18 protein-coding genes are annotated in these 23,124 nt (G+C 72.3%); 13 read left to right on the top strand and 5 right to left on the bottom strand.

The features are described 5' to 3' along the window. Window positions 1-4 precede the first annotated feature (4 nt). From CLV68_RS31015 to CLV68_RS31040, 6 genes are all read left to right on the top strand, one after another. The gene (locus CLV68_RS31015; protein ID WP_121394556.1) at window positions 5-547 is read left to right on the top strand and encodes a flavin reductase family protein; all 543 of its coding nucleotides are present in this window, start codon (window positions 5-7) and stop codon (window positions 545-547) included. A 241-nt stretch (window positions 548-788) separates the two neighbouring features. Then, window positions 789-1,271, top strand: coding sequence for a hypothetical protein (locus CLV68_RS33585; RefSeq protein ID WP_147460236.1), 483 nt, complete (start codon window positions 789-791; stop codon window positions 1,269-1,271). Between the two features lie 142 nt (window positions 1,272-1,413). Next, a complete protein-coding gene (locus tag CLV68_RS31025) occupies window positions 1,414-2,691 on the top strand; it encodes a helix-turn-helix domain-containing protein (RefSeq protein WP_147460237.1) in 1,278 nt (425 codons plus the stop codon). 220 nt (window positions 2,692-2,911) lie between these two features. Beyond that, entirely contained in the window at window positions 2,912-3,376 is a 465-nt protein-coding gene (locus CLV68_RS31030; RefSeq protein WP_211346833.1) for a hypothetical protein, read from the top strand. 71 nt (window positions 3,377-3,447) lie between these two features. After that, window positions 3,448-4,293: an MEDS domain-containing protein gene (locus CLV68_RS31035; protein ID WP_121394559.1), complete on the top strand. Its 846-nt coding sequence runs from the start codon at window positions 3,448-3,450 to the stop codon at window positions 4,291-4,293. Further along, window positions 4,290-5,213: an anti-sigma factor RsbA family regulatory protein gene (locus CLV68_RS31040; protein ID WP_121394560.1), complete on the top strand. Its 924-nt coding sequence runs from the start codon at window positions 4,290-4,292 to the stop codon at window positions 5,211-5,213. Before CLV68_RS31035 ends, CLV68_RS31040 begins: the two co-directional genes overlap by 4 nt. A gap of 198 nt (window positions 5,214-5,411) precedes the next feature. Here the strand turns inward: CLV68_RS31040 and CLV68_RS31045 are convergent, their stop codons facing one another. From CLV68_RS31045 to CLV68_RS31055, 3 genes are all read right to left on the bottom strand, one after another. Next, a complete protein-coding gene (locus CLV68_RS31045; protein WP_121394561.1) occupies window positions 5,412-5,876 on the bottom strand; it encodes a hypothetical protein in 465 nt (154 codons plus the stop codon). 210 nt (window positions 5,877-6,086) lie between these two features. Further along, window positions 6,087-6,692: an excalibur calcium-binding domain-containing protein gene (locus CLV68_RS31050; protein ID WP_121394562.1), complete on the bottom strand. Its 606-nt coding sequence runs from the start codon at window positions 6,690-6,692 to the stop codon at window positions 6,087-6,089. A 263-nt stretch (window positions 6,693-6,955) separates the two neighbouring features. Further along, window positions 6,956-8,614 carry a hypothetical protein gene (locus CLV68_RS31055; RefSeq protein WP_147460238.1) on the bottom strand — a complete coding sequence of 553 codons (1,659 nt, stop codon included), beginning with the start codon at window positions 8,612-8,614 and terminating at the stop codon, window positions 6,956-6,958. A 444-nt stretch (window positions 8,615-9,058) separates the two neighbouring features. Here CLV68_RS31055 and CLV68_RS31065 point away from each other — a divergent pair, with 444 nt between their 5' ends. Both CLV68_RS31065 and CLV68_RS31070 read left to right on the top strand, forming a co-directional pair. Continuing rightward, window positions 9,059-11,869, top strand: a complete 2,811-nt coding sequence (locus tag CLV68_RS31065) for an ATP-binding protein (protein ID WP_121394565.1) — start codon at window positions 9,059-9,061, stop codon at window positions 11,867-11,869. 104 nt (window positions 11,870-11,973) lie between these two features. Further along, window positions 11,974-13,248 carry a hypothetical protein gene (locus CLV68_RS31070; RefSeq protein ID WP_121394566.1) on the top strand — a complete coding sequence of 425 codons (1,275 nt, stop codon included), beginning with the start codon at window positions 11,974-11,976 and terminating at the stop codon, window positions 13,246-13,248. 52 nt (window positions 13,249-13,300) lie between these two features. Here the strand turns inward: CLV68_RS31070 and CLV68_RS31075 are convergent, their stop codons facing one another. Next, window positions 13,301-14,344 (bottom strand): DUF6081 family protein, encoded by a 1,044-nt coding sequence (locus tag CLV68_RS31075; protein ID WP_147460239.1) that lies wholly within the window; start codon window positions 14,342-14,344, stop codon window positions 13,301-13,303. 690 nt (window positions 14,345-15,034) lie between these two features. Continuing rightward, on the bottom strand, window positions 15,035-15,415 hold the full coding sequence (locus CLV68_RS31080) for a BlaI/MecI/CopY family transcriptional regulator (protein ID WP_246010206.1): 381 nt from the start codon (window positions 15,413-15,415) through the stop codon (window positions 15,035-15,037). Window positions 15,416-15,446: 31 nt separating this feature from the next. On the opposite strand from CLV68_RS31080, the gene CLV68_RS31085 reads away from it, so the two are divergent. From CLV68_RS31085 to CLV68_RS31110, 5 genes are all read left to right on the top strand, one after another. Continuing rightward, window positions 15,447-16,421 (top strand): M56 family metallopeptidase, encoded by a 975-nt coding sequence (locus tag CLV68_RS31085; RefSeq protein WP_211346834.1) that lies wholly within the window; start codon window positions 15,447-15,449, stop codon window positions 16,419-16,421. A gap of 240 nt (window positions 16,422-16,661) precedes the next feature. Continuing rightward, a complete protein-coding gene (locus tag CLV68_RS31095) occupies window positions 16,662-16,883 on the top strand; it encodes an MbtH family protein (RefSeq protein WP_121394570.1) in 222 nt (73 codons plus the stop codon). Next, window positions 16,883-18,169: a salicylate synthase gene (locus CLV68_RS31100; RefSeq protein WP_121394571.1), complete on the top strand. Its 1,287-nt coding sequence runs from the start codon at window positions 16,883-16,885 to the stop codon at window positions 18,167-18,169. Before CLV68_RS31095 ends, CLV68_RS31100 begins: the two co-directional genes overlap by 1 nt. Further along, complete coding sequence (locus CLV68_RS31105; RefSeq protein ID WP_246010207.1) at window positions 18,166-21,522, top strand: non-ribosomal peptide synthetase; 3,357 nt, start codon at window positions 18,166-18,168, stop codon at window positions 21,520-21,522. The genes CLV68_RS31100 and CLV68_RS31105 overlap by 4 nt, the downstream gene beginning before the upstream one ends. Further along, window positions 21,519-23,108, top strand: coding sequence for a (2,3-dihydroxybenzoyl)adenylate synthase (locus CLV68_RS31110; protein ID WP_121394572.1), 1,590 nt, complete (start codon window positions 21,519-21,521; stop codon window positions 23,106-23,108). Before CLV68_RS31105 ends, CLV68_RS31110 begins: the two co-directional genes overlap by 4 nt. Window positions 23,109-23,124: the final 16 nt, after the last annotated feature.

Genomic DNA, 23,124 nt, shown 5'->3' on the forward strand with positions numbered 1-23,124 from the left:
GGCCGTGGAACCTGACCTGCGCGGCACCATGCGCGCCTTCGCCACCGGGGTGTGCGTCGCCAGTACCTACCGCGACACCCCCGACGGCCGACGCCACGACGCGGTCACCGTCAACTCGCTCGGATCGATCTCCCTCGACCCACCGCTGGTGTCGCTGTCGTTCCGGCTCGGGTCGGCGTTCCTCGACGACCTGCTGGCCACCGGCCGGTGGGCGGTGTCGATCCTGCCCGCCTCGGCGCGCGACACCGCCCGCAGGCTGGCCGGACCGCGCGAGACCCGCGCACCGCACGTCGCCGACCTGCCCGCCCGCCCGGGCGACCGGACCGGCGCCCTCGTCCTCGCCGGGGCTGGCTGGCTGGAGTGCGCACTGCGCGACCGGTTCGACCTCGGCGACCACGCACTGGTCGTCGGCGACGTCCTGGCCACCGGCCCGGACGGACGGCCACCGACCCTGGTGTTCCTGCACGGCCGCTACCACGCCGTCGACGACCCGGGCTCGATCGGCGTCGACTTGTCCACTCCCGGCCACTGGGGGGAGGGCATCTAGGCGCTGCCCGGCCAGGTCCGGCACAGCACCTGGCCGCGGGCCGAACTCCGCGAGGAGCGCCGGAGAAGTCTCCGCCAACGGCGCCGGGGCGCCGACCGCCCGGACCGGCCGGGATCGTCGTGGTGCCGCGGGTTTCCCGCCGCGCGGCCCGATCCCGGCCGGTCCCTTCCCGACCCCGGGCGCGACGAGGACCACCACGGCACCGCTGTGCTGATCCACCCCGATCATGTATTCGTCGAGCATGAGATCACCGAGCCCGACCCGCCCGCACACCGACCACAGCGCCGACCACCGCATCGACCACTCGACCGACCCCGGCGCCGACCGGCACACCGACCACGGTGTCGACCGCCGCATCGCCCACCTCACCGACTACCGCGTCGACCGTCGCATCGACCACGGTGTCGACCGCCGCATCGCCCACCTCACCGACTACCGCGTCGACCGTCGCATCGACCACGGTGTCGACCGCCACACCGACTACCTCATCAACTACCTCACTGACCACCGCACCGACTACCGCGTTGACCACCACCTCGACCCCGGCACCGACCACCGCACCGACCACGCTGCCGCCCACCGGGACCCGGCGCGGCGCGCGCCCACCCGCCGGGTGAGCGCGCGGGTGTTCGCCGGGCACCGCCCGACGGCGACCACCCGGGTCCACGTCGAACCCCGGCCGAACCCGTTACCCGACGGACCCCTCCACCCGGTGCTCGCGTGAGGTCGCCGACCTCGTCGCGCGCGCACCGTCCCCGGCGGACCGCCCCGCCCGCGCACCCCGACCGGCCGTGACCGGCGCGGGCGGTGTCCGCACCGGGCACGCGAGTCCAGCCACGTTGACCGACTGTGGGGAAGGATCCATCATGGGCAGACCAGAGAAACCTGTGAACAACGCCGGGGGTCTCGTCGCACAGTTCGCCGGGGAGTTGCGGGCGCTGCGGGCGCGGGCGGGCAACCCGACCTACCGCGAGATGGCCCGGTCCGCGATGTTCTCCTCGTCCGTGCTCTCCAGCGCCGCCAGCGGCAACCGGATGCCGTCGCTGTCGGTGACCCTCGCCTTCGTCGCCGCCTGCGGTGGCGACCAGGACGGCTGGCGGCAGCGCTGGCTGGCCGTCACCGGCGGCCACATGCGGTTCCCGGCGCGCGAGCGGCTCACCGGCAAGCTCCCGTACCCGGCGCAATTACCGCAACGGCCGCGCGGGTTCATCGGCCGGGTGGCCGAACTCGCGTGGCTGCGCGCCGCGGGCGACACCCCGATCGTGATCAGCGGCCCGGCGGGCGTCGGCAAGACCGGGCTGGCGCTGTACTACGCCTACACCAGGGCGGCCGACACGACCAACGGCCAGCTCTACGCCGACCTCGGTGCCGGGCCCAGCCCGTACGACATCCTCGACGGGTTCCTGCGCGCGCTCGGCGTGCCGGGCGATGAGCTCGCGGGCACCCTCGACCACCGGGTCGGCCTGTACCGCACGCTGCTCGTCGAGCGCAGGCTGCTGGTGCTGCTGGACAACGTCCTGGACGAGAGGCAGGTGCGGCCGCTGTTGGTGGAGACCGACACCAGCACCACCGTCCTGGTGAGCCGCAAGCGGCTGCTCGGGCTGCGCGAGGTCCGCAGGCTGCCGGTCACCCCGCTCTCCCGCGCCGACTCGGTCGAGATGGTCATCGCCGGACTGCCGCCCACGGTCACCGCGGGCCCGGACGACCTCGACCGGCTCGCCGAGTTCTGCGGCGACCTGCCGCTGGCCCTCGACATCGCGCTGCGCCGGATCGCGCTGCGCCCGCACGTGATCCTCGGCCAGATGCTCGACGGCTGGCACCGCAACGGCAACGCGCTCAACTGGCTGTCCATCGGCGACCTGTCCATGCGCGAGGCGCTGCGCTCGGCGTACCTGACGCTGAGCCACCCGGCCAGGATGCTGCTGCACTGGCTGGCCAGGACCGCCGACCGGGTCGGCCCGCTGCCGTCCGAAGAGGACGAACTCGCCGACGAGCTCATCGACGCGGGCATCCTGAGCCAGGCGGGCCACGACTTCGCCGGGCTGCGGCTCTCACCGCTGGTGCGCGCCTTCGTCCGCGACATGGCCTGCTCGTTCGCCCGCGACGTGCCCGTCGGCGCCGGGTCGCCGCGCTCGGGGTACTAGCTCGCCGGGTCGCCTGTCCCGCACGTTCCCCGCCGAGCGGGACAGGCACTTCCCAGTTGATTGTCCTTGCCGGACAAGGATGTCGACCAAGTTCGGCGTCCGGTGTACTGGTGACATGCTGGAGCCTGTCGAGTCGCCTCCCTCCGATGGACCGCCGCTTTCATCCGATAGACCACTGTGGACTCGCCGAGATACCGCCGCCGGGGTCACCGCGATCACCTTGCTCGTCACCGCGATCTGGCTGTCCACTGTGGTGCGTCCGAGCCCGCTGCTGCACGACGTCGCGCTGTTCGCGCACCTGGGTTTCCTGGTGCTCGGCTTCGGCGCCGTCCTCGTCGCCGACTACTTCTTCGCGCTCTGGGTCCTGGGCCGCGCCACGTTCGCCGAGGCCGTCGCCCACACCGCCCGGCTGCACCCGCTCATCTGGTCCGGCCTGCTCGGCCTGGTCGCCAGCGGCACCCTGCTGCGCCCGGACCTGTCCTCCGGCGCCACCGCGCTGAAGCTGGCCTTCGTCACAACCCTGACCCTCAACGGCATCCAGGCCACCGCACTCGGCCGCCGCATGTCCACCCTGAACGGCGCACCCCCGGTGCCGCTGCTGCTGTGGGGCGCCGCGACCTCCGCGCTCTCGCAGCTGTGCTGGTGGGGCGCGGTGGTGATCGGGTACCTCAACACCACGCGCTGAGGCGGTATCCGGAATGCGAAGGCCGGTGTTGGCGATTCCCCGGGTGTGGGCGGTGCCGTAAAGTCGTTCACGTGAGCCAGGCGCCGGGAGCTGACCGCGAGACCACCACGGGTGGCCGCGGCCACCTCTGCTGGGCCTTCGCCGACGCGGGGGAGTTCGTCGCCGGGGCGCGGGCGTTCCTGGTCGAGGGCCTGGCGGAGGGCAAGCGGGTGTGTGTCGCCGCCCCCGGTGACGTGGCCGAGCTCGGGCGGCGCTTCGACGACGTGCCCGGGTTCGACGAACTGCGCGAGCGCGGCGCGGTGCAGCTGAGGTCGCTCGACGGGCTCTACGAGACCGACGCCGCGGTCGACGCCGAGGAGCAGGTCCGCACCTACGCCGCCGAGACCGAGGCAGCCGTCGCGGCCGGGTTCACCGGGTTCCGGGTGGCGGTCGAGGCGACCGGGCTGGTCCGGACCCCGGCCCAGCTGGCGGCGTTCGCGAGCTACGAGCACGCGGTGGACCGCTACATGGCCGCGTACCCGTTCGAGGCCCTCTGCGCCTACAGCGTGCCGACCCTGGGCACCGACGTGGTCGACAAGCTCGCCGGCATCCACCCGCGCGGCAACGTCGAGCACGTCCCGTTCCGCCTGCACGGGTGGGGCGCGTCCGGCGCGGTGGCGCTGGAGGGGGAGCTGGACCTGCGCTCGCACGGGCTGTTCGGCTGGGTGCTCGACCGCGCCGCCGCGCACTGGGGTCCCGGCGAGGTGGTCGTGGACGCGCGCGAGCTGACCTTCATCGACCACCACGGGCTGCTGGGCCTGGCCGAGCAGGCCGCCAGCAGGGGGATCACGATCGTCCTGCGCACCCGCCGCTTCGGCGCCGCGAGACTGGTCGACGTCCTGGGCATCGACGGGGTCCGCGTGGAGCAGGCGGCATGAACGCGCCCGACCACGTCGCACTCTGCTACGCCGACGACACCGAACTGCTCGGCGTCGGCGTCCCGTTCCTCACCGACGGCCTCGACTGCGGCGACGCCGTGCTGCTCGCCATCGACCCGCCGCGCGCCGAACTGGTCCTCGCGGCCGTCGACCGCCCGGAGAAGGTCACGGTGATCTCCACGGACCTGCAGTACGTGCGGCCCGCGATCGCCATCAAGTCCTACCGCGAGCTGTTCACCCGCCTCGTCGACGGTGGCGCGGGCGCCATCCGCCTGCTCGGCGAGATCCCCGACCCCACCCCCGCCTGGGACGCGTGGTCGCGCTACGAGGCGACCGTCAACCACGCCTACGACCAGTTCCCCCTGGTCAGCATGTGCGCCTACGACACCCGCACCACCCCGGCCGCCGTGCTCGCCGACGTCACCAAGACCCACACCCTGCTGGCCAGGCCCGGCGCCACCCACCCCAACGCGGCCTACATCCACCCCCTGACCTTCCTGGCCGCCAGGGTCCCCGCGCCGCTCTACCCCGTCCAGCACCAACCCCCCGCGGTAGCGCTCACCAACCCCACGCCCAGCGCCGCCCGCACCGCGGTGACCACCCGCGCGACCGGCGTGCTGCGCCCGGACGACGTGGACGACCTGGTGGTCTCCGTCAGCGAGGTCGTCTCCAACGCCCTCACCCACGGAACCGCCCCCATCACCCTCCACCTCTGGACCACCCCCGGCTCGGTGGTCGTCACGGTCCAGGACAACGGCCCCGGCCCCACCAACCCCTTCGCCGGTCTCATCCCCACCCCCACCCCCACCGGCGGTGGTTACGGCCTCTGGATAGCCCACCAGCTCTGCCACCACGTGGCCCTGACCCAAACCCCCACCACCTTCACCATCCGCCTCACCATGGGCGACCCCCTCTCCTGACGGAGTCCAAGGCATCCGCACCCCGCTAGCACGCCCATCTCTGAAACCTGTCGAACCCGGCCGCTCGTCAATGCCTCGCGAGTCGCCTGTGGACAGTTCCGGGCGTTGTGGACGACTACCGGGATCCGCCCGGCCACCGCGGTCCACCGAGGCAGGCGGCGGACGCGCCGGGAGACTCCCGGCGCGCCCGCCGGTGGTTCAGCCGGACACGCTCAAGAACAGCAGCGACCAGAACGCCGGGCCCTGGTACGTGGCGCCGGGGAACGCGACCTTCGCGATGCCGCGGCAGACGCCGTTCGGGTACAGCAGGGCGATGCGATCGGTGTCGTTCACCGCCGCGACCGCGGGTACGCCGTCGCGGGTGGTCACGCACTGGCGGTCCGGCACCGCGCCGACCGCGTACGTCCCCGAACCCGTCGTGTACCGGAACGTCGGCGGCGCGACCCGGCTATCGCAGCCGGTGCTCTCGACGACCCTGCCGAGCGTTCTCTCGTTGCGGATCCACCCTTCCCACCCGCAGACCGCGTCAGCATCGGGCGCCGGGCGGGTGTTGGTGACCACTCCGGACCGGGGATCGTCCTCGGCGGCCGCCACACCCGTGAGCCCCGCCGTCGCTGTCGCGAGCATCGCCGCGATCGTGAGGACGTGCGCCAGGCGACTCATGATGTTCCTCCAATGGCTCCGTTACCTGATCGGACCTGAATGAGGTTTCACGACACGCCCAACATCGACCGCATCCAACCCGATCGAGTGACAGAGCCTGGGATGGACGCCCCCGGGCGAAGCTTCCCTGTCTGACTGCCCAGCGTTCACCTCGACGGTCCGCGAAGGTACTGGTGGTGGAGGGCAAACCCTTGCGCAGCAGCAAGTCGATCACTCGCAGGCGACGCCGTCCTTGTTGCGGTCCAGAGCGGTGCGGTAGCCCGGCTCGCCGCGGTGTATCGGCGCCGCGCCCGCTGACCTCGCCTCGTCGCAGTTCTTGTAATAGGCGTCAGCGGGCGCTGCGACCTCTGGTTCGGTTACCGGTGGCGCGACCGCGACAGTGGGCACGGTGACCTCCGTGGTCGGGCTCGGCGCGATGGTGGTGATCTCCTGCGGTTTGTCGACTCGCAGGACGATCCGGGTGGTTCGCGCGACCGCTGCCGTGGCGCCCTCGACGGCGACAACAGTCCAGTTCTCCGGAACCAGCACGTTCCGCCCGTCCACCGACTCGTAGACGAGCGTGGTGAACCCGAGACCGGTCAAGATCGTCTTGGCCTCCGCGGCGTTCTTGCCCACGAGATCAGCGGGTACCGCGACGGTGCTCGGTTCGCTCGTGCTGGTCGGCGCGGGCGCGGAGGTGCCGGGTGGCGCGGCGGCCGCTTGCTGCTTCGCGCGATTCGGATCACCGGTGAGCCCCGCGACGACGAACAACGCCAGGAGCAGCGCTCCCGTGATCCACAGCCACTTGCGCTTGCGATTACGCCACCACACCAGCATCTCGACGCCCCTTTGAGAAAAGATCGACGTTCGACAGGATCGCGATGCCTGCCGTGGTCGTTACCGGACGCGTCGTCGACACTTGGTCCTGTCGTGCGGCGGGAATGGCTTGTGTCGCTTGTGGATACGCGGACCAGCGGCGACTCCGCGCCACGGCATTCCCTCTGTCGGGCGGCAGTCGCCGAATGCCCGAACGGCCCGCTGTGGGGGCAGCGGGCCGGTCGGGGCGCGGGGCGGACTGGGGCCCGCGCTGGGGCGACTACCTAGCGGTAGTCGATGGTGTGGGTGTAGACGAGGTTCTTGGTCGTGGTGGTGACGGACAGGCCCACCGCGGGGCGGACGGTTTTGAACCAGTTGGCGAAGGTGCTGGACTGGTACCTGATCATGCTGGCGAAGGTGCCGGAGGGGCCGTTGTCGACCTTGCGCCAGAGGTCGATGAGGGTGCCTGCTACTCGGCACTCGACCTGGTCGCCGTTCTCGACGTTGGTGCGGCTGGCGGCGTAGGCGGGGTTGAACCAGGTGGTGGTCATCAGGTCGATGGTGCCGCCGTCGGCCCAGTAGTAGCGGCCGTCGCCCTTGACGTAGCCGGCGATGGCGTTGGCGAAGCCCTCGGTCCAGGCGCAGGAGGGGCCGGTGCGGGCGTGCAGGTAGTGCGGGCTCGGGCAGTCGGAGGTGGGCCACCAGCCGTCGTGGAGCTGGTCCATGAAGGCGTGGCCGCTCTCGTGCAGGACGAGGTGCTCGGAGTCGGGGTCGGCGTCGCCGAGCAGGACGTAGCGCTGGGTCTTGGCGACGGAGTTGTTGAAGCGCGCGCCCTCCGTGCTGCCCGGCTGCCAGCGCAGCCAGATCTTGGTGCAAGAGCTGCTCTGCCGCGAGGTCCAGCAACCGGTCGTAGAGGCGCGGTTGAACCACAGCAGGTTGAGCGTGTCGAAGGCGTGCCAGCCGCGCATGTGCTGGGTGGGCGGCGCGATCGAGCCGAAGTCGGCGGTCGCCCCGGAGGCCACGTTGCTCTTGACCGCGGTGTAGGTGGTGTACGCCGAGGTGCCCGCCAGGTCGGTGACCTGCCACAGGGAGCCCGCGGTGGAGAAGCTGACCCACAGCGAGTACATCTTGGCCACCGGCGCGGTGAAGCACAGCGAGTACTTGCCGTCCGCGTAACCGGTGAGGCCCGTCGCGTAGTTCACCGTTGCCGCTGTCGAGGTGGTCTTGCCCTGCACCGTCACCGGGATGTTGCGGCCCGCGAGCCAGGTACCGGTCTTGTCGGCGATCGCGAACGAGCCGGTCGCGCAGATCTGGCCCGCTGCTGCCGCCGAGACGGACGCGGGTGCCGCGGCGACTGGCGCTGCCTTGCCGTTGGTGAGCGTCTTGGTCTGACCGCTGCTGACCGCCGGACCTTCCGGGCTACCGATGCCGGTCCGTGAACTGCCGGAGGTAGCGCCAACGGTGAACTCGGTCGAGGCGTGTGCGGCGTGCTTCTCCTCGGCGCCCGCCACGTCGGCCTGGATCTGCGCGGGACCGGCGGACAGCGCGGTGACACGGAGGGTGACCGAACGGCCCTTCGTGGTGAGCGCGAGGGTCTGCTCCGCCACCTGGTCGAGACCGACCGCTCGCGGCGCCGACAGGCCCGTGCCCGCCGTCTCCAACCGCAGGCTCTTCGGTAACCGGACGCTGAACCTGGCACCGTCGACCTGGGTGTTGGCGTTGAGCGTGACGCGCACGTTCGCCGTCTCACCGACCGCGGGCAACCGGTCGAGCGACACCGCGGCGGACACGCAGGACGGCAGCCGCTGGGTGATCGAGTCGGCGGCAGGCGCGCACGGCACCGCCGCCGCCTGCGGGGCGGCCGAGATGGACGGGCTCAGCGCGACGCAGAACGCCGCCGCGGTCGAGGCCGCGATCGCGTAACGCAAGGGTTTCGATGACATGGGAAACCTTTCCCGGAGCTGGCACTCCCGGATGCAGGGGAACCGCACGAGATGCGTGCGGGGAACACCGCGGTCAGCTACCCGTCGACGTGAACGGTGGGGACATCCGGCCCGTCCCTTGTGAGGATCCAGGTCGGCACTCGGCTCGTGGCCGCTGTCCAGGCCGAACGGGGTGATCGACGTCCTGGCGAAGAATGGTTCCGCGAGAACGTGACGAAGGTTATCCAGTGAAATTAAGGCCCGTCAAGGTTCGGTTCACCTGATGTCGAGACGCAATTAACGGCGTCCCGGAAAACTGAATTGCCCCTCGGTTCCGACGTATTTTCCAGGTAGTCGGGCCAATTTTCCAGGTAGTCGCCCGGCATGGGCCGCCCCGGCGCGGCGTTGCCCCGAACGGCCGCGTGAGCGACAGTGTTTCTCTACGTAGCGCGCCGGAGGAGGGGCATGGCACAGGCGGTGACCCCCCTCATCGGGCGCGCGGGCGAGGTCGAGGCGCTGCTGGGCCTGGTCACCGCCACCCCCGCGGTGGTACGGGTCGAGGGCGACGCCGGGGTCGGCAAGACGCGGCTGATCGAGGAGGTGCTCGCGCACCCCGCCCTGCGCGGCACCCGCGCGCTGGTGGGCACCTGCCAGTCGCTGCGCGAGCCGCTGCCGCTCGCCCCGCTGGTCGACGCGCTGCTCTCCGACGCCGCCGTCCCGTGGACCGACCGGCCGGACCCGCTGCTCGGCGCGGTCGCCCAGCTGCTGCCCGAGCTGGGCACCCGGCTGCCCAACCCCGCCGAGGCGCTCGACGACCCGAGGATGGAGCGCCACCGCCGCTACCGCGCGCTGCGGCACCTGCTGGCCCTGGCCGGTCCCGCCGTGCTCGTCCTCGACGACTTCCACTGGACCGACGAGGCGACCGTGGAGTTCCTCCGGTTCCTCGTCGGCCACCTGCCGCCCGAGCTGGCCCTGGTGCTCAGCCACCGCCCGGGGCAGCGGTCGTGGGGGATCACCCCGCCGCGGTCCGGGGTGAGCACCGGCCTGGTCCGGCTGGAGCCGCTGACGATCGACGAGACCGCCGCGATGGCCGACGCGGTCGCCACATCCGCTGGTCCGGCCCCCGCGGCCGCCCTGCTGCGGTTGACCGGTGGTCTGCCGTTCGCCATCGAGGAGGTGGTCCGGGCCGCGATCGAACGCGCCGCCCCCGGCGCTCAACCCTGGGAAAGCCTGACGGGGGAGTACGTCCCGGACGGCTACCTCGAACTCATCGGCGGCAGGCTGGCCCCGCTCGACCCCGTCGCCAGGGCACTGGTCACCGCGGCCGCCGTGCTCGGGGCGCCGACCGCGGCCGCCGAGCTGTGCCGGGTCGCCGACGTCGGGCTGGACGACGGCGAGGACGCGCTCGACCGGCTGGTCACCGCCCGGCTGCTGCACCGCTCGGACGGCCGCTACCGCTGCACCCACGACCTCGCCGGGCACGCCGTCATCCGCACGTTGACCCCGAGCGGCCTGCGCGTCCTGCACCGCCGGGCCGCGGCCGTGCTCGGGGACGCGCCGGGCGACCCGCGGCACATGCGCGTCGGGCACCACCTCAAGGCCGCGGGCGAGCACGGGGCATGGCGCCGCAGCGTCGAGGCCGGGGTCGACCGAGCGATCGAGGTGGGCGACACCGGTGCCGCCCTCGCCGCGTTGCAGGAGCTGCTCGACACCACCGCCGACGTCGAGGAACGCCGCGGGCTGGCGGTGAAGCTGGGCCGGGTCGCCCTCTACGGCCTGGACTTCGCCGAGACCGAGCAGGTGCTGCGCGGGCTGCTGGCCACCGACGGGCTGCCCGCGGAGGTGCGCGGTGAGCTGCGCAAGGACCTGGGTCTGCTGCTGCTCAACCAGGCAGGCGCCGCGGCGGCGGGCTACCGCGAGCTGGTGGCCGCGGTCGGTGAGCTGCGCGGCCCCCGGCCCGACCTCGCCGCCAGGGTGATGTCCTGCCTGGCCAGCACCAACGCCTGCCACCAGCACGTGGACGTCGGCATGCGGTGGCTGGCCGAGGCCGACGAGCTCGCCGACACCCTGACCGACCCGCTGGCCCGGTTCGCGTTCCTGGTCAACAAGGCGTCCGCGCTGCTGGAGTGCGGCAACCCCGCTGGCTGGCCGTTGGCGCGGCAGGTGCTTGCCACGCCCGCGGACTTCGAACGCGGCCAGCACCTGGTGCGCGCCTGCTTCAACTTCGCCGAGGCCGCCTGCTGGCTCGGGCACTACCGGCGCGCCGAGGACGACATGGCCCGCGGCCGTGGCCTGGCCCGGGAGTTCGCGGCGCCGTTCACCGAGGAACACCTCGGCGCCAACGACGTCCTGCTCGACTGGCAACGCGGCGACTGGCGCGGCCTGCGTGAGCGCGCGGCCGCCGCCGACCACGTCGAACTGCCCCGGATCACCGCCGGGTACCGGCTGGTCGCGGGCGCGCTGGCCGCGGAGGCGGGGGACGGCACGGGGGCGTTGCGGCTGCTGCGGGCCCTGGTCACCGGCCCGCCACCGGCCCCGCCGGTCGCCGCCGCCGCGCACGCCGTCATCGCCGAGGTCCGCCACCGCGCCCCGACCCGCCCCGACGCGACCCCGGACGTGGACGCCGCCCTGGAGGTCATCCGCCGCACCGGCATGTGGGTGTGGGCCGCCGACGTCACGCCCATCGCCGTCGACCTGCTGTGCCGCGCCGACCGCTGCGGCGACGCCGAGGTCCTGCTCAAGCAGCACCACGAGGGCATCAGCGACCTCGACTGCCCCGCCGCCGAAGCCGCCCTCCAGCTGGGCCGCGCCCTCCTGCACCACCGCCGGGGCGACCTCGCCACCGCCCTGACCTGGTACGCCGACGCCGAGACCGCCTTCGCCGCCATGCCCCGCCGCTTCTGGTGGGCCCGAACCCGCCTCAACCACGGCGAGTGCGCCCTCGCCGCGGGCCAGGACGGCGTCCCCCTGGTCCGCGAGGCCGAGTCGGTCTTCACCGAACTCGGCGCGACTGTCCGAACGCGACAGTGCCAGGAAGTGCTGCGCGCCAACCGGGCCCTCCCCACCCGCAAACGCGGCCGCCCGGCTTACGGAGACCGGCTCTCACCCCGCGAACGCGAGGTGGCCGCCCTGGCAGCCGCAGGCCGAAGCAACCGCGACATCGCCACCGCCCTGGGCCTCTCAGTCCGCACAGTCGAACTCCACGTCGCCGCAGCACTCCAGAAACTCCGAGTAAGCTCCCGCGTAGAAATCCCCGACCTGCTCACGGACGACTAGGGCCGGGTACGAGCCCGCTGGCGGCTTGGCCACTACCTGGACTGGTAGCCGCCACCTTGTGCGTTACGGTCCTGCGGGGCGCGCGTGATCGCTACCGTGGACGGATGAACGGACCGCTGTGGGCATTCCTGCTCGATGTCGCTCCGTTTCGGCGCCGGGTGGCGTCTGCCGTCGAGCACGCGGTAGCGCAAGAGTCCGCGGTAGCGCAGAAGGTGATCGACGACCTCCGGGAGCGGCACCGCAAGGAGTTGGTGCGGCGCGACGAGCGTGTCGAGGCGGCGCGGTGGCAGACGGCCGAGTTGGGGCGTCAGGTGGCCGAGTTGCGCGCGGAGGTGAAGCGGCTGCGGGGGGCGTCGGCTCGGGATTCCGCGGTTGTGCGGGATCTCCGCCAGAAGGTCCAGGCGGTCGCGGAGCAACGCCGTGCGCGGGAGGCCGCGGACGAGCAGACCGTGGTGGACCTGTTCGCCTGCCTGGCTTGTTCGTCGATCATGCAGCTGAACACCAGGCCGGACACCACGTGCGAGGTGATCCGGCCTGCCGGGGACGGGTGCGCCGAATGCCTGGCGTACCCGCTCTGGGAGGTGCGGCAGGCCGCCGTCGAACCCGCGGCGGTCGAGCCGGTCGACCCTGCCGCTGAGTTGCCGCTGCCGGAGGACCCGGTGGTGCGGCGGGGAAGCGCGGCGAGGTTCGTGGCGGACCTGCTCCAGGACGGGGTGGCGACGGCGCTCGCCAAGGGGGTGGTGCGGGAGGCCGGGGAGTACGCGCGCGCCGAACTGTGGACCGCGGACCGGTGCGCGGCGCTCAGCGCGATCGCCAACGGCCTGGCGCCGATCCCGACCGCGGTCAAGACCGGCATCGTCTGGGTGGCGTCGACGCTGGGCGCTCCAACCCTGGTGGCGGAGACGATCGGGGAGTTCGCCACCCGCGCGCTGGTCGAACCGTTCCCGCTGCGGGCACTGGCCCAGGGGCTCCGGGTGCTGGGCGTGCTGGCGTGCGCGGCGGAGAACCGGTTGGGCGACTGCCGGTGCGCGCGTGACCTGGTGACCAAGGACCTGGCCGAACCCGCCCTCGCCCGCCACCTGGAGAACTCCCTGCGCGACGCCATCGACCAGCCCGCCACCGAGACCCTGCCCACCGAGACCCCGCCCATCGAGACCCCGACCGACCTGGCCGCCGAACAGGTTCTGGAACCGGCCGTCGAGGACGCGGTCGACCCACCCGCGGACGAGGCGGTCGAGGAGCCCGCTGACCCGGTCATCGACGATGCCGTCGAACCGGCTGCCGATCTGGAGGACCCGGTCAAGCCACCGAGGGCACCCGCGCCCGTGGCACCGCCGACCCCGGATCCGCCCAGCCGGGCCATGTTCGACCACTGGTGACACTCCGCTGGTGACACTCCTCTGTGGACCATCGCAGGGCGGTGGCGCTGTGTCAGGCGCCGCGTTGCTTGGGTGCGGAGATCACCGTCACGCTGTCCACCCGCAGCCGCGCGCCCTGCCCCCACAGCCGGTTCGACGGCAGGCTCCTGTCGTCGACGAAGGTCTGGGGGGTCGGCTGCCCCTTGAGCGTGTCGAAGTACTTGCCCGGCGCGTCGGAGATCCGGACCAGCCCGGGGCTGCCCTGCGCCGAGCCGGCCAGGAAGGTGAACATGCCCATGCCGCACGCCATCTGCCTCGGGAACACCCGCTCCTCCCGGCCGCCGAGGTCCATCAGCAGGTGCTTGCGGTCGAGCACCCGGTACCCGATCTTGTCGACCCGCAGCACCGTCCTGCGGTCCACGCGCCACTCGACGGCCCCGGCGGCGTTGTCCATGACGGTCTCCAGCACGTGCACCTGGTCCTGGCGGCGAGAGGCGACCGGCACGGCGTAGGTGAACGCGGCGTGGTCCTTGCCCGCGACCGGCAACCGCTCGTAGATGGCGAAGATCGTGTTGTTGGTGACCACGAAGTCGGTGACCACCTGGGTCTCGGTGTCGATCGTCGCCGTCGAGGTCGCGGCCAGGCGCAGGTCGCCGTCGGGGTTGGTGACCGCAGCGCCGAAGGGGTGGTTGCCGGTGCCGAAGGTCCGCCCGGCCATCTTGGTGCGGCAGGTCAGCAGCTGACCCGGTTTGGCGTCGAACCCGGGGAACCCGCTGCTGGCGGTGTGGTTGACGGTCGCGATCCACTTGAGCTGGTCGAGGTCCCCGCCGCCACCCTGGCTCTCTGGCGCGGTGGTGAACCGGAACGCGGGCTCACCGGTGCGCGGGTTGGTCCCCGTGGGCACGACGGTCAGCACGCCGTCCGCCGTGGTCGGTTTCGCGTCCCCCTGGGGGTATCCCGCCGCGGGCCACGAGGTCCACTTGGCACTGCTGAACCCGTTGTCGAAGTCATCCCACACAAGCGTGAACCCACTCGCGCTCGCCACCGGCGGCGCGACCACCCCCAACGCCACCGCGACCACCGCCGCCACCACTCGCCCGGTCGATCGACTTCCCACCTGGCACCCCTCTCGGCACGGGCTCCCCGGCCCCCAGCGACCTCATCGAGCGGCCCGGCCGAACGCCCCCGACCGCTTACCGGAACCGATTCCGGTAAGCCCACCATAGCCCAGCCCCGCCCTCCCAGCGCAAGGATTTCCCCGACCCAGCCCCAATTCGGTGCCCTCTTACGCGCGCGAATCCATCCGAGCCAGCTGCCTACCGCCAGGTCCGAGGCCGTGTCTGCGGCGTATTCGCGGACCAGGTCGTGCATCCGGTACCGGCCGTGTCCGTCGTGCCGCACCAGTGACGCCCCGTCGAGGGTGTCCAGCAGCCGCTGGGTCTCACGCGCGGTCAGGTCGAGCAGTCGGCTCGCCGCGGCCAGGCCGATGTCCGGTCCCGGTGCGACGCCCAGCAGGGCGAACGCCTCCCGTTGCCGAGGGGTGAGCGCGTCGTACGACCAGGACAGGGCGACGCGCAGGAAGCCGCCAGGACTAACGGAGTCCAGTGCCTCCAGGCGGGTCGCGGACCCATCGAGCTCGCTGACCAGGTCCGAGGCCGTCAACTCGGGATGCTGGCTGAGGTGCCTCGCGACAATGGCCAACGCCAGTGGAAGCCCACCGCACGCGGCCCGCGGAACCGTCCCCTGCCCGTCCAGCCATCGCCGCCCCCCGGACATCCGCTGATCATCCAGCGTAGCGGCGCGCGGGCTAGCCCTCGCCGAGCAGGCGGCGGAGGGTTTGTTCGTCCTTCTCGTCCAGGGCCGAGACGAAGCGGGTGAGGACGGAGGTGTGGTCGGGGTCGGCGTCGAGCAGGCGGCTCATCCGCCAGGCGACCAGGGCCGAGGGGTCGGTGACGGCGGTGTAGCGGTACGCCCGGCCCGCTCGTTCGCGGGTGACGGCCTTCTTCTCGTACAGGCGGGTCAGGGTGGTGACGACCGCGCTGTAGGACAGGGAGCCGGGTGGGTCGAGCAGTTCGAGCAGCTCGCCCGGCGACAGCGGCCTGCCCGCCTCGGCGAGGGTGTTCAGCACGTGGGCGGCCAGTTCGCCGGGTCTGCGCCGAGGGGAGGGCTTGCCGTCTTCGTCTTGCACACGCGCATGGTACATAGCCCTACCTGCGCCAATGGACTTTCACATCGTTGTGGGGGCAGGATTGCGGCTGACGTCCACCGAGGGGATCTCCGTGTTCGACCACTTCGCCTGGTCCGTGGTTGCCACGCCGCTGTTGGTGTTGGTGGTGTCGTGGCTGTTGGTCGACCGGTTGCGCCCGGACCTGGCCGCGCGGGTCTTCGCGGCGTCGGCGATCGCGGCGGCGGCTGCCTCGGTGGTCAACCTCACCGCGTTCGCGCTCAAGGCATTGGCCGAACTCCCCGTGGTCGCGGACTGGGGCGGTTGGTCCTACCAGCGCGTGGTCGACGACACAGCGCACGTCCCGTGGGTGTCGTGGCTCTCACTCGGCTGGCTCGTCGTAGTGGTCGTCCTCGCCGCGCGCCTGTGGATGCGGCGTAGGCACGAGATGCGCGCCGTGAGTGGTGACTGGACAGACGGCGATGTAGTCGTCATCGAAGACCCCCGGGTGGACGCCTTCGCGGTCCCCGGCAGGCCGGGCAGGATCGTCATCACGACCGGGCTCAGCGAGCTGCTCGACGACCGCCAGTTCCGCGCCGTTGTCGCCCACGAGCGCGCGCACCTCGACGGCGGCCACCACCGGTTGGTCTGGTGGGCGCGCCTCGCCGCGGTCGCACATCCCCTGCTCAGGCCCGTCGCCAAGCAGGTCGAGTACCTGGTGGAACGCGCGGCCGACGAGGCGGCAGCCACCGCGATCGGTGACCGCGAGCAGGTCGGTCGCGCGATCGGGCACGCCGCCCTGGCCGCCGCGGGCAGCCGCGCCGAGCGACCCGCGGGCTCCCTCATGGCCTTGGGCGCCGCCCCCGGCATCGTGCCGCGCCGGGTCGCCGCCCTCTTCGCGCCCGGTCGGGGTGGCCGCTGGTCCGGAGTCCTCTTGCCACTGTTGGCGATCGGCACCGTCGTGTGGACCGGCGAGTGCGTCTACGACCTGTTCGAGCTGCTCAGCCTGGCCGGGTGGGACGGCCCCTGAGGCCCTTGCTTCTACACGTCCGTGGAAGATAGGCTAGGCTAACCTCAGGTGATGGCGCGTCGCCCGACGACCGGGTTCGGGTCGCGGGGAACGACGCCCACCTCCCGACGTGCCACCGCGATCGCACTGTCCCCTTCGGACGATCCGGTAGGCGCGAACACCCCCAGGTAGCAGCCGTGCGCGCGTTCGCGCCCGGCCGATGCCGCCTGCCCGCAGTCAGGACCGCCGAGGAGTGCGCCGATGTCCACCAACCCGTTCGACGACGAGGACGGGACGTTCCTCGTCCTGGTCAACGCCGAGCAGCAGCACTCGCTGTGGCCGGTGTTCGCCGACGTCCCCGCCTGCTGGACGGCCGTGTACGGCCCGGCCGCCCGGACGTCCTGTGTGGACTTCGTGGAGCGGGTCTGGACCGACCTGCGCCCGGCGAGCCTGGTCGAGCGCATGGCGTCGGGGCAGGTCTAGTGACCGCCATCGCCCAAGCGGTGGCCGACCCGCTGCTGGTCGCCGCCGCCGTGGCGCGCCGCGCCGAGCCGCCGTACGTGCTCTACGAGCGCGGCGGCCGGTGGGTGCTCGCCGCGGGCGCGCACGCCCGGCTGCGGATGGACGGCACCGGCATCACCTGGACCACGCCCGCGGGCCGCCTGGTGGTCCCGCTCGGCGCCGACCCGCTCGGCCAGGTCGCCGAGCTGCTCGCCGGGACCGGCCTGCCGACCTGGCGGGCCTACGGCTGGGCCGCGTTCGAGCTGGCGGGCCTGCTGCACCTCGGCCGCGCCGAGGGACCCCTGCTCGACCTGGTGATCCCCGGCTACGAGCTGGAGATCGGCCCCGACGGACTGCACGAGCGCGGCGCGGTCCCCGAGGGTCTGCGCGCCGTCGACGACCGGCCGTGGCCCGCCCCCGCCGCCGACCTGGTCGACCCGGAGGCGCCCGACGACGCCTACCTCGCCGCCGTCGTCGAGACCGTGCGCGACATCCGGGCAGGCGGTCCGGACAAGGTCATCCTGTCCCGGGTGGTCCCGGTGCCCACCGAGATCGACTTCCCGGCCACCTACGTCGCGGGCAGGCGCGGCAACACCCCGGCCCGGTCGTTCCTGCTCGACCTGGGTGACCTGCGCGCCGCCGGGTTCAGCCCGGAGACCGTGGTCGAGGTCGACGCCGCCGGTCGGGTCTCCACCCGACCGCTGGCCGGGACCCGCGCCCTCGTCGGTGACCCCGCGCGGGACCTGGTGACCCGCCGCGAGCTGCTCGCGGACCCGAAGGAGATCTTCGAGCACGCGATCTCGGTGAAACTCGCCCAGGACGAGCTGTCCGGGGTGTGCGCGCCGGAGTCGGTCCGCGTCGAGGAGTTCATGACCGTGCGCGAACGCGGCAGCGTCCAGCACCTGGCCTCCCGGGTCCGCGGCGACCTGGCCCCCGGTCGCACCGCGTGGGACGCCTTCGCCGCCCTCTTCCCCTCCATCACCGCCTCCGGCATCCCCAAGGCGGCCGCCGTCGAGGCCATCGCCAGGCACGAACCCCGCCGCGGCCTCTACAGCGGTGCCGTGCTGACCGTCGACTCCGATGGCGCGCTCGACGCCGCCCTGGTGCTGCGCACCGTGTTCAGCTCGGGCGGTCGGACCTGGCTGCGCGCCGGTGCCGGGGTCATCGCACTGTCCACACCGGAGCGGGAGTGGACGGAGACGTGCGAGAAGTTGCGCAGCATCTCCAGGTTCCTGGTGCCCGCCGAGCCGAAGGGGGTCCGCAGGTGAGCGCCGTGGACTACGACGCGCTGCTGGTCGCGGTCGCCGAGCTGACCGAGGAGGAGCCCGAGGACATCACCGCGGGCACGAACCTGTTCGAGCTGGGGCTCGACTCGATCGCGCTGATGAGGCTCGTCGGCGGGTGGCGCCGGGCCGGGGTGGTCGTCGACTTCGCCGAGCTGGCCGCGAACCCCACCCTCGGGGCGTGGGCGGCGTTGTTGGCCGAGCGGACCGGGGGACCGGTGGCAGCCGAGAGCGCGCCGGAGTCCGATGAGGACGGTCCGTTCCCGCTGGCCGTGCTGCAACACGCCTACTGGATCGGCCGCACCCCGGGGCAGCGCCTCGGCGGCGTCGCGGCGCACCTCTACACCGAGTTCGACGGCACCGACGTCGACCCGGACCGCCTCACCGCCGCTGTTCGGCGGTTGATCGCCCGGCACGACATGCTCCGGGTCGTCCTGTCCGACAACGGGGACCAGCGGATCGCCCAGGACTCGGGGTGGCGCGGCCTGACCGTGCACGACCTGCGCGCGCACCCGGATCCCGAGGCCGAGCTGGCCGCCATCCGCGAGGCGAACTCCCACCAGTTGCTCGACATCGAGCACGGCGAGGTGTTCTCGACCGCGTTGAGCCTCTTACCCGAACGCCGCACCCGCCTGCACGTGGACGTCGACATGGTTGCCGCTGACGCGGTCAGTTACCGCGTGCTGCTGGCCGACCTTGCCCGCTACTACCAGGGCGACACCGACGACAAGCCCCTCGACTACAGCTACCGCCGCTATCGGCGTGCTGGCCACGACGACGACAAGGCCGCCCGTTGGTGGCGCGACCGTCTCGCGGACCTTCCCGGGGCGCCTGACCTGCCCCGCGCGGCTCGTGAGTCCGAACGACCGCGCGTGACCCGCCGAGCCGTAGTGCTCCCGCCCGCGGAACGCGCCGCGCTCGCCGAGCGGGCCAAGGCGCGCGGGGTGACCGTCGCGATGGCAGTGGCGACCGCGTTCGCCGAGGTCGTGGGGCGCTGGAGCGCGCGCGGGCAGTTCCTGCTCAACGTGCCGATGTTCGACCGCGAACCGCTGCACCCCGACGTCGCCCACCTCGTCGGCGACTTCACCAGTTCCATCCTGCTCGCCGTCGACCTGACCGCGTCCGCGACCTTCGCCGAGCGGGTCCGCCTGTTGCAAGGCCGGGCGCACGAGGACGCCGCCCACGCCGGCTACAGCGGTGTGGAGGTGCTGCGCGACCTGACTCGCCTGCACGGTGAGCAGGTCCTGGCACCGGTCGTGTTCACCAGCGCGCTCAACCTGGGCGAGCTGTTCGACGCCCGCGTGCGGCAGAGCTTCGGCGCGCCGGTGTGGATCATCTCGCAGGGCCCGCAGGTGCTGCTCGACGCGCAGGTGACCGAGCTCGACGGCGGCCTGCTGGTCAACTGGGACTGCCGCGACGACGAGGTCGCCGACGGCGTGCTCGACGCCATGTTCACCGCGTTCGCCGACCTGGTCCACCTGCTGGCCGCCGACCCGGCCGCCTGGGACGCGCCGGTCCCGGCCGCGCTGCCCGAGGCCCAACAGGCGCGCCGCGACCGGGCCAACGACACGACGCTGGTGCGTCAGCGCGGGCTGCTGCACGAGGGCGTGTTCGCCCGCGCTACCGAGAGCCCGCACGCGCCCGCGATCGTAGGCGAGCAGGTAATCACCTACGGGCAGCTCACCAAGCGCGCCTTGCGTGTGGCGGGGGAGTTGGTCCGCCTCGGGGTCACGCCCGGCGACACGGTCGCGGTGTCGCTGCCGAAGGGGCCGGATCAGGTCATCGCGGTTCTTGGCGTACTCGCCGCCGGTGGCACGTACGTGCCCATCGGGGTCGAGCAGCCTCAGGCTCGGGTGGACCGGATCGTCGCGTTGGCCAAACCGCGCACGGTCATCACCGCGCTGCCGGACGGGGAACCGCTGCCCGCGCCCGTCCTCACCGACCCGGCGCGGGCCGCGTACATCCTGTTCACCTCGGGCTCCACGGGTGAGCCCAAGGGGGTCGAGGTCCCGCACCAGGCCGCCATGGCCACCATCGACGACCTCGTCGCCAGGTTCGCCATCGGCGCGGGCGACCGCACCCTCGCGTTGTCCGCCCTGGACTTCGACCTGTCCGTGTTCGACCTGTTCGCCCCGCTGTCGGTGGGCGGCGCGGTGGTCCCGGTGACCGACGACCGCCGCGACGCCGCCGCCTGGGGCGGGCTGGTCGCCGCGCACGGGGTGACCATCGTCAACTGCGTGCCCGCGCTGCTGGACATGCTGCTGGCCTCCGGCGCCGACTGCTCGTCGCTGCGGCTCGTGCTGCTCGGCGGCGACTGGGTGGGCGTCGACCTGCCTGGTCGACTGGCCGCCGCGGCCCCGGGGTGTCGGTTCGTGGCGCTCGGTGGCACGACCGAGACCGCGATCCACTCCACGGTGTGCGAGGTGTCCGGCCCGGTGCCCGACGACTGGCGGTCGGTGCCCTACGGCACGCCGCTGGGCGGGGTCCGGCTCCGCGTCGTCGACCACCTCGGTCGGGACGCGCCGGACTGGGTGCCCGGCGAGCTGTGGATCGGCGGCGCGGGTGTCGCCGCGGGCTACCGGGGTGATCCGGACCGTACGGCCGATCGGTTCGTTACCCGTGACGACGTGCGTTGGTACCGCACGGGCGATCTTGCCCGGTACCGCGGCGATGGAGTCGTTGAGTTCCTCGGCCGCCGGGACCACCAGGTCAAGGTTCGCGGCTACCGGGTCGAGTTGGGCGAGGTCGAGGCCGCGTTGCAGGCGAATCCCGCGATCACCGCTGCGGTCGCGGTCACTACCGCTGCCGGCGCACTAGGGGCTGGCGTGGTGGTGGACGGTCCGTTCGACTCTGACGCTGTGCGCGCCGCCGCGCGGGAGTTGCTTCCCGCGCACATGGTGCCGGATGTCGTGGTCGCTATCGACACTGTTCCGTTGACCGCCAACGGGAAGGTCGATCGTGGCGCGGTTCGAACCTTGGTAGGACAGCCTGTCGCCGCCGGTGGACCTCCGCCGCGGACAGCGCTAGAGCGAGTCGTGGCACTCGCGTGGCGGGAGGTCTTGGAGGTCGACTCGGTCGGCGTCCACGACGAGTTCTTCCGCGTCGGCGGTGACTCGGTCCTGGCGACGGCTGTCGTCGCGCACCTGCGCTCCACATTGGACACCACGGAGATCTCGGTCCGCGCCCTGTTCGGCGCGCCGACCGTCGCGGGGTTCGCCGCCGAGTTGGCCAGGGGGCAGCGCGAGCCGGGTCGCCTGGAAGCGGTGGCCGAGCTGTTCTGGGAGATCGAGGGGCTCTCCGACGACGAGATCGCGGGCGAGTGGGCGGAGGCGCAGTGAGCGTGCTCATCGACGGGGCGGTCGGCTGGCCGGAGGAGTTGGCCGCCGTCTACCGGGAACGCGGGTATTGGCGGGGTGACACCCTCGGCGAGTTGCTGCGGTCATGGGCCGAGCGCTCTGGTGACGACATCGCCGTTGTGTCAGGGGATGAGCGTGTCAGCTATCGGGAACTGGACCGTCGAGCGGATGTCTTAGCGGCGGGGTTGCTCGACCTGGGTATCGCCCGCGACGACCGGGTCGTGGTCCAGCTCCCGAACGTGCCCGAGTTCGTAGTGCTGCTGTTCGCCTTGGCCAGGATCGGCGCTGTTCCGGTGATGGCGCTACCCGCGCACCGACGCGCCGAGATCTCGCACCTCGTGGAGCTGTCCGGTGCTGTCGGGTATGTCATCCCCGATGTGTTCCAGGGGTTCGACCACCGCACTCTGGCCGCAGAGCTCGACGTCAAGCACGTTCTTGTTGTCGGCGACCCAGGTGAGCATGCGGCGCTGTCCGCGATAACCGGTGAGCCTCGCGAGCTTCCGCCGATAGACCCAGCCGCTGTCGCCGTACTGCTCATCTCCGGTGGCACTACCGGTCGCCCCAAGCTGATCCCACGAACGCACGACGACTACGCCTACAACGCCCGCGCTAGCGCAGAGGTCTGTGAACTCACGAAGGCCGATCGCTACCTGGTAGCGCTACCTGTCGCGCACAACTTCCCGCTCGCTTGCCCAGGCGTGCTGGGGATCCTCGGCGTCGGCGGTGTCGCGGTGATGGCTGCCGCGCCCAGTCCGGACGTCGCCTTCCCCCTGATCCAGCGGGAAGGCGTGACTGTGTCCGCGCTGGTCCCGCCGATGGCCCGGATGTGGGTGGAGGCCACCGAGTGGTCGACGGAGGACCTGTCGACGCTGCGGCTCCTGCAGGTGGGCGGCGCCAAGATGGACCCCGACCTCGCCCGCGCCGTGCCGCCCGCCCTGGGGTGCGCGGTGCAGCAGGTGTTCGGCATGGCCGAGGGCCTGCTCAACTACACGCGCGCCGAGGACTCCGCTGACCTGGTGGAGAACACCCAAGGCAGGCCACTTAGCCCTGACGACGAGATCCGCGTGGTCGATGCCGAGGGCCAAGACGTCATCCCTGGTGAGATCGGGGAGCTGTTGACCCGAGGCCCTTACACCCTGCGCGGCTACTACCGGGCCGAGCAGTACAACGCGACAGCGTTCACTCCGGACGGCTTCTACCGCAGCGGGGACCTGGTGCGGCAGCTGCCCAGCGGCCACTTGGTCGTCGAGGGCCGGATCAAGGACGTGATCAACCGCGGCGGCGAGAAGGTGCCCGCGGGCGAGCTGGAGGACCTGCTGCTCGCCCACCCGGGCGTCGCGCAGGCCGCCGCCATCGGCCTGCCGGACGACACGCTCGGCGAGCTGGTGTGCGCGGTGATCGTCGCCGCGGGGACCCCGCCCAAGCTCAAGGCGTTGCGGGCGCACCTCGCCGAACTGGGCCTGGCCAGGTACAAGCAGCCCGACCGGCTGGTGGTGCTCGACGAGTTGCCGCTCACCGCCGTCGGCAAGATCAGCAAACGCGATCTCGTCGCCCGGCTCGGTGCCTGACCCCGGCCAGTGACCC

This window comes from Actinokineospora cianjurensis (genome assembly GCF_003663795.1).
In the GTDB taxonomy this organism is placed as follows: Bacteria; Actinomycetota; Actinomycetes; order Mycobacteriales; family Pseudonocardiaceae; genus Actinokineospora; species Actinokineospora terrae.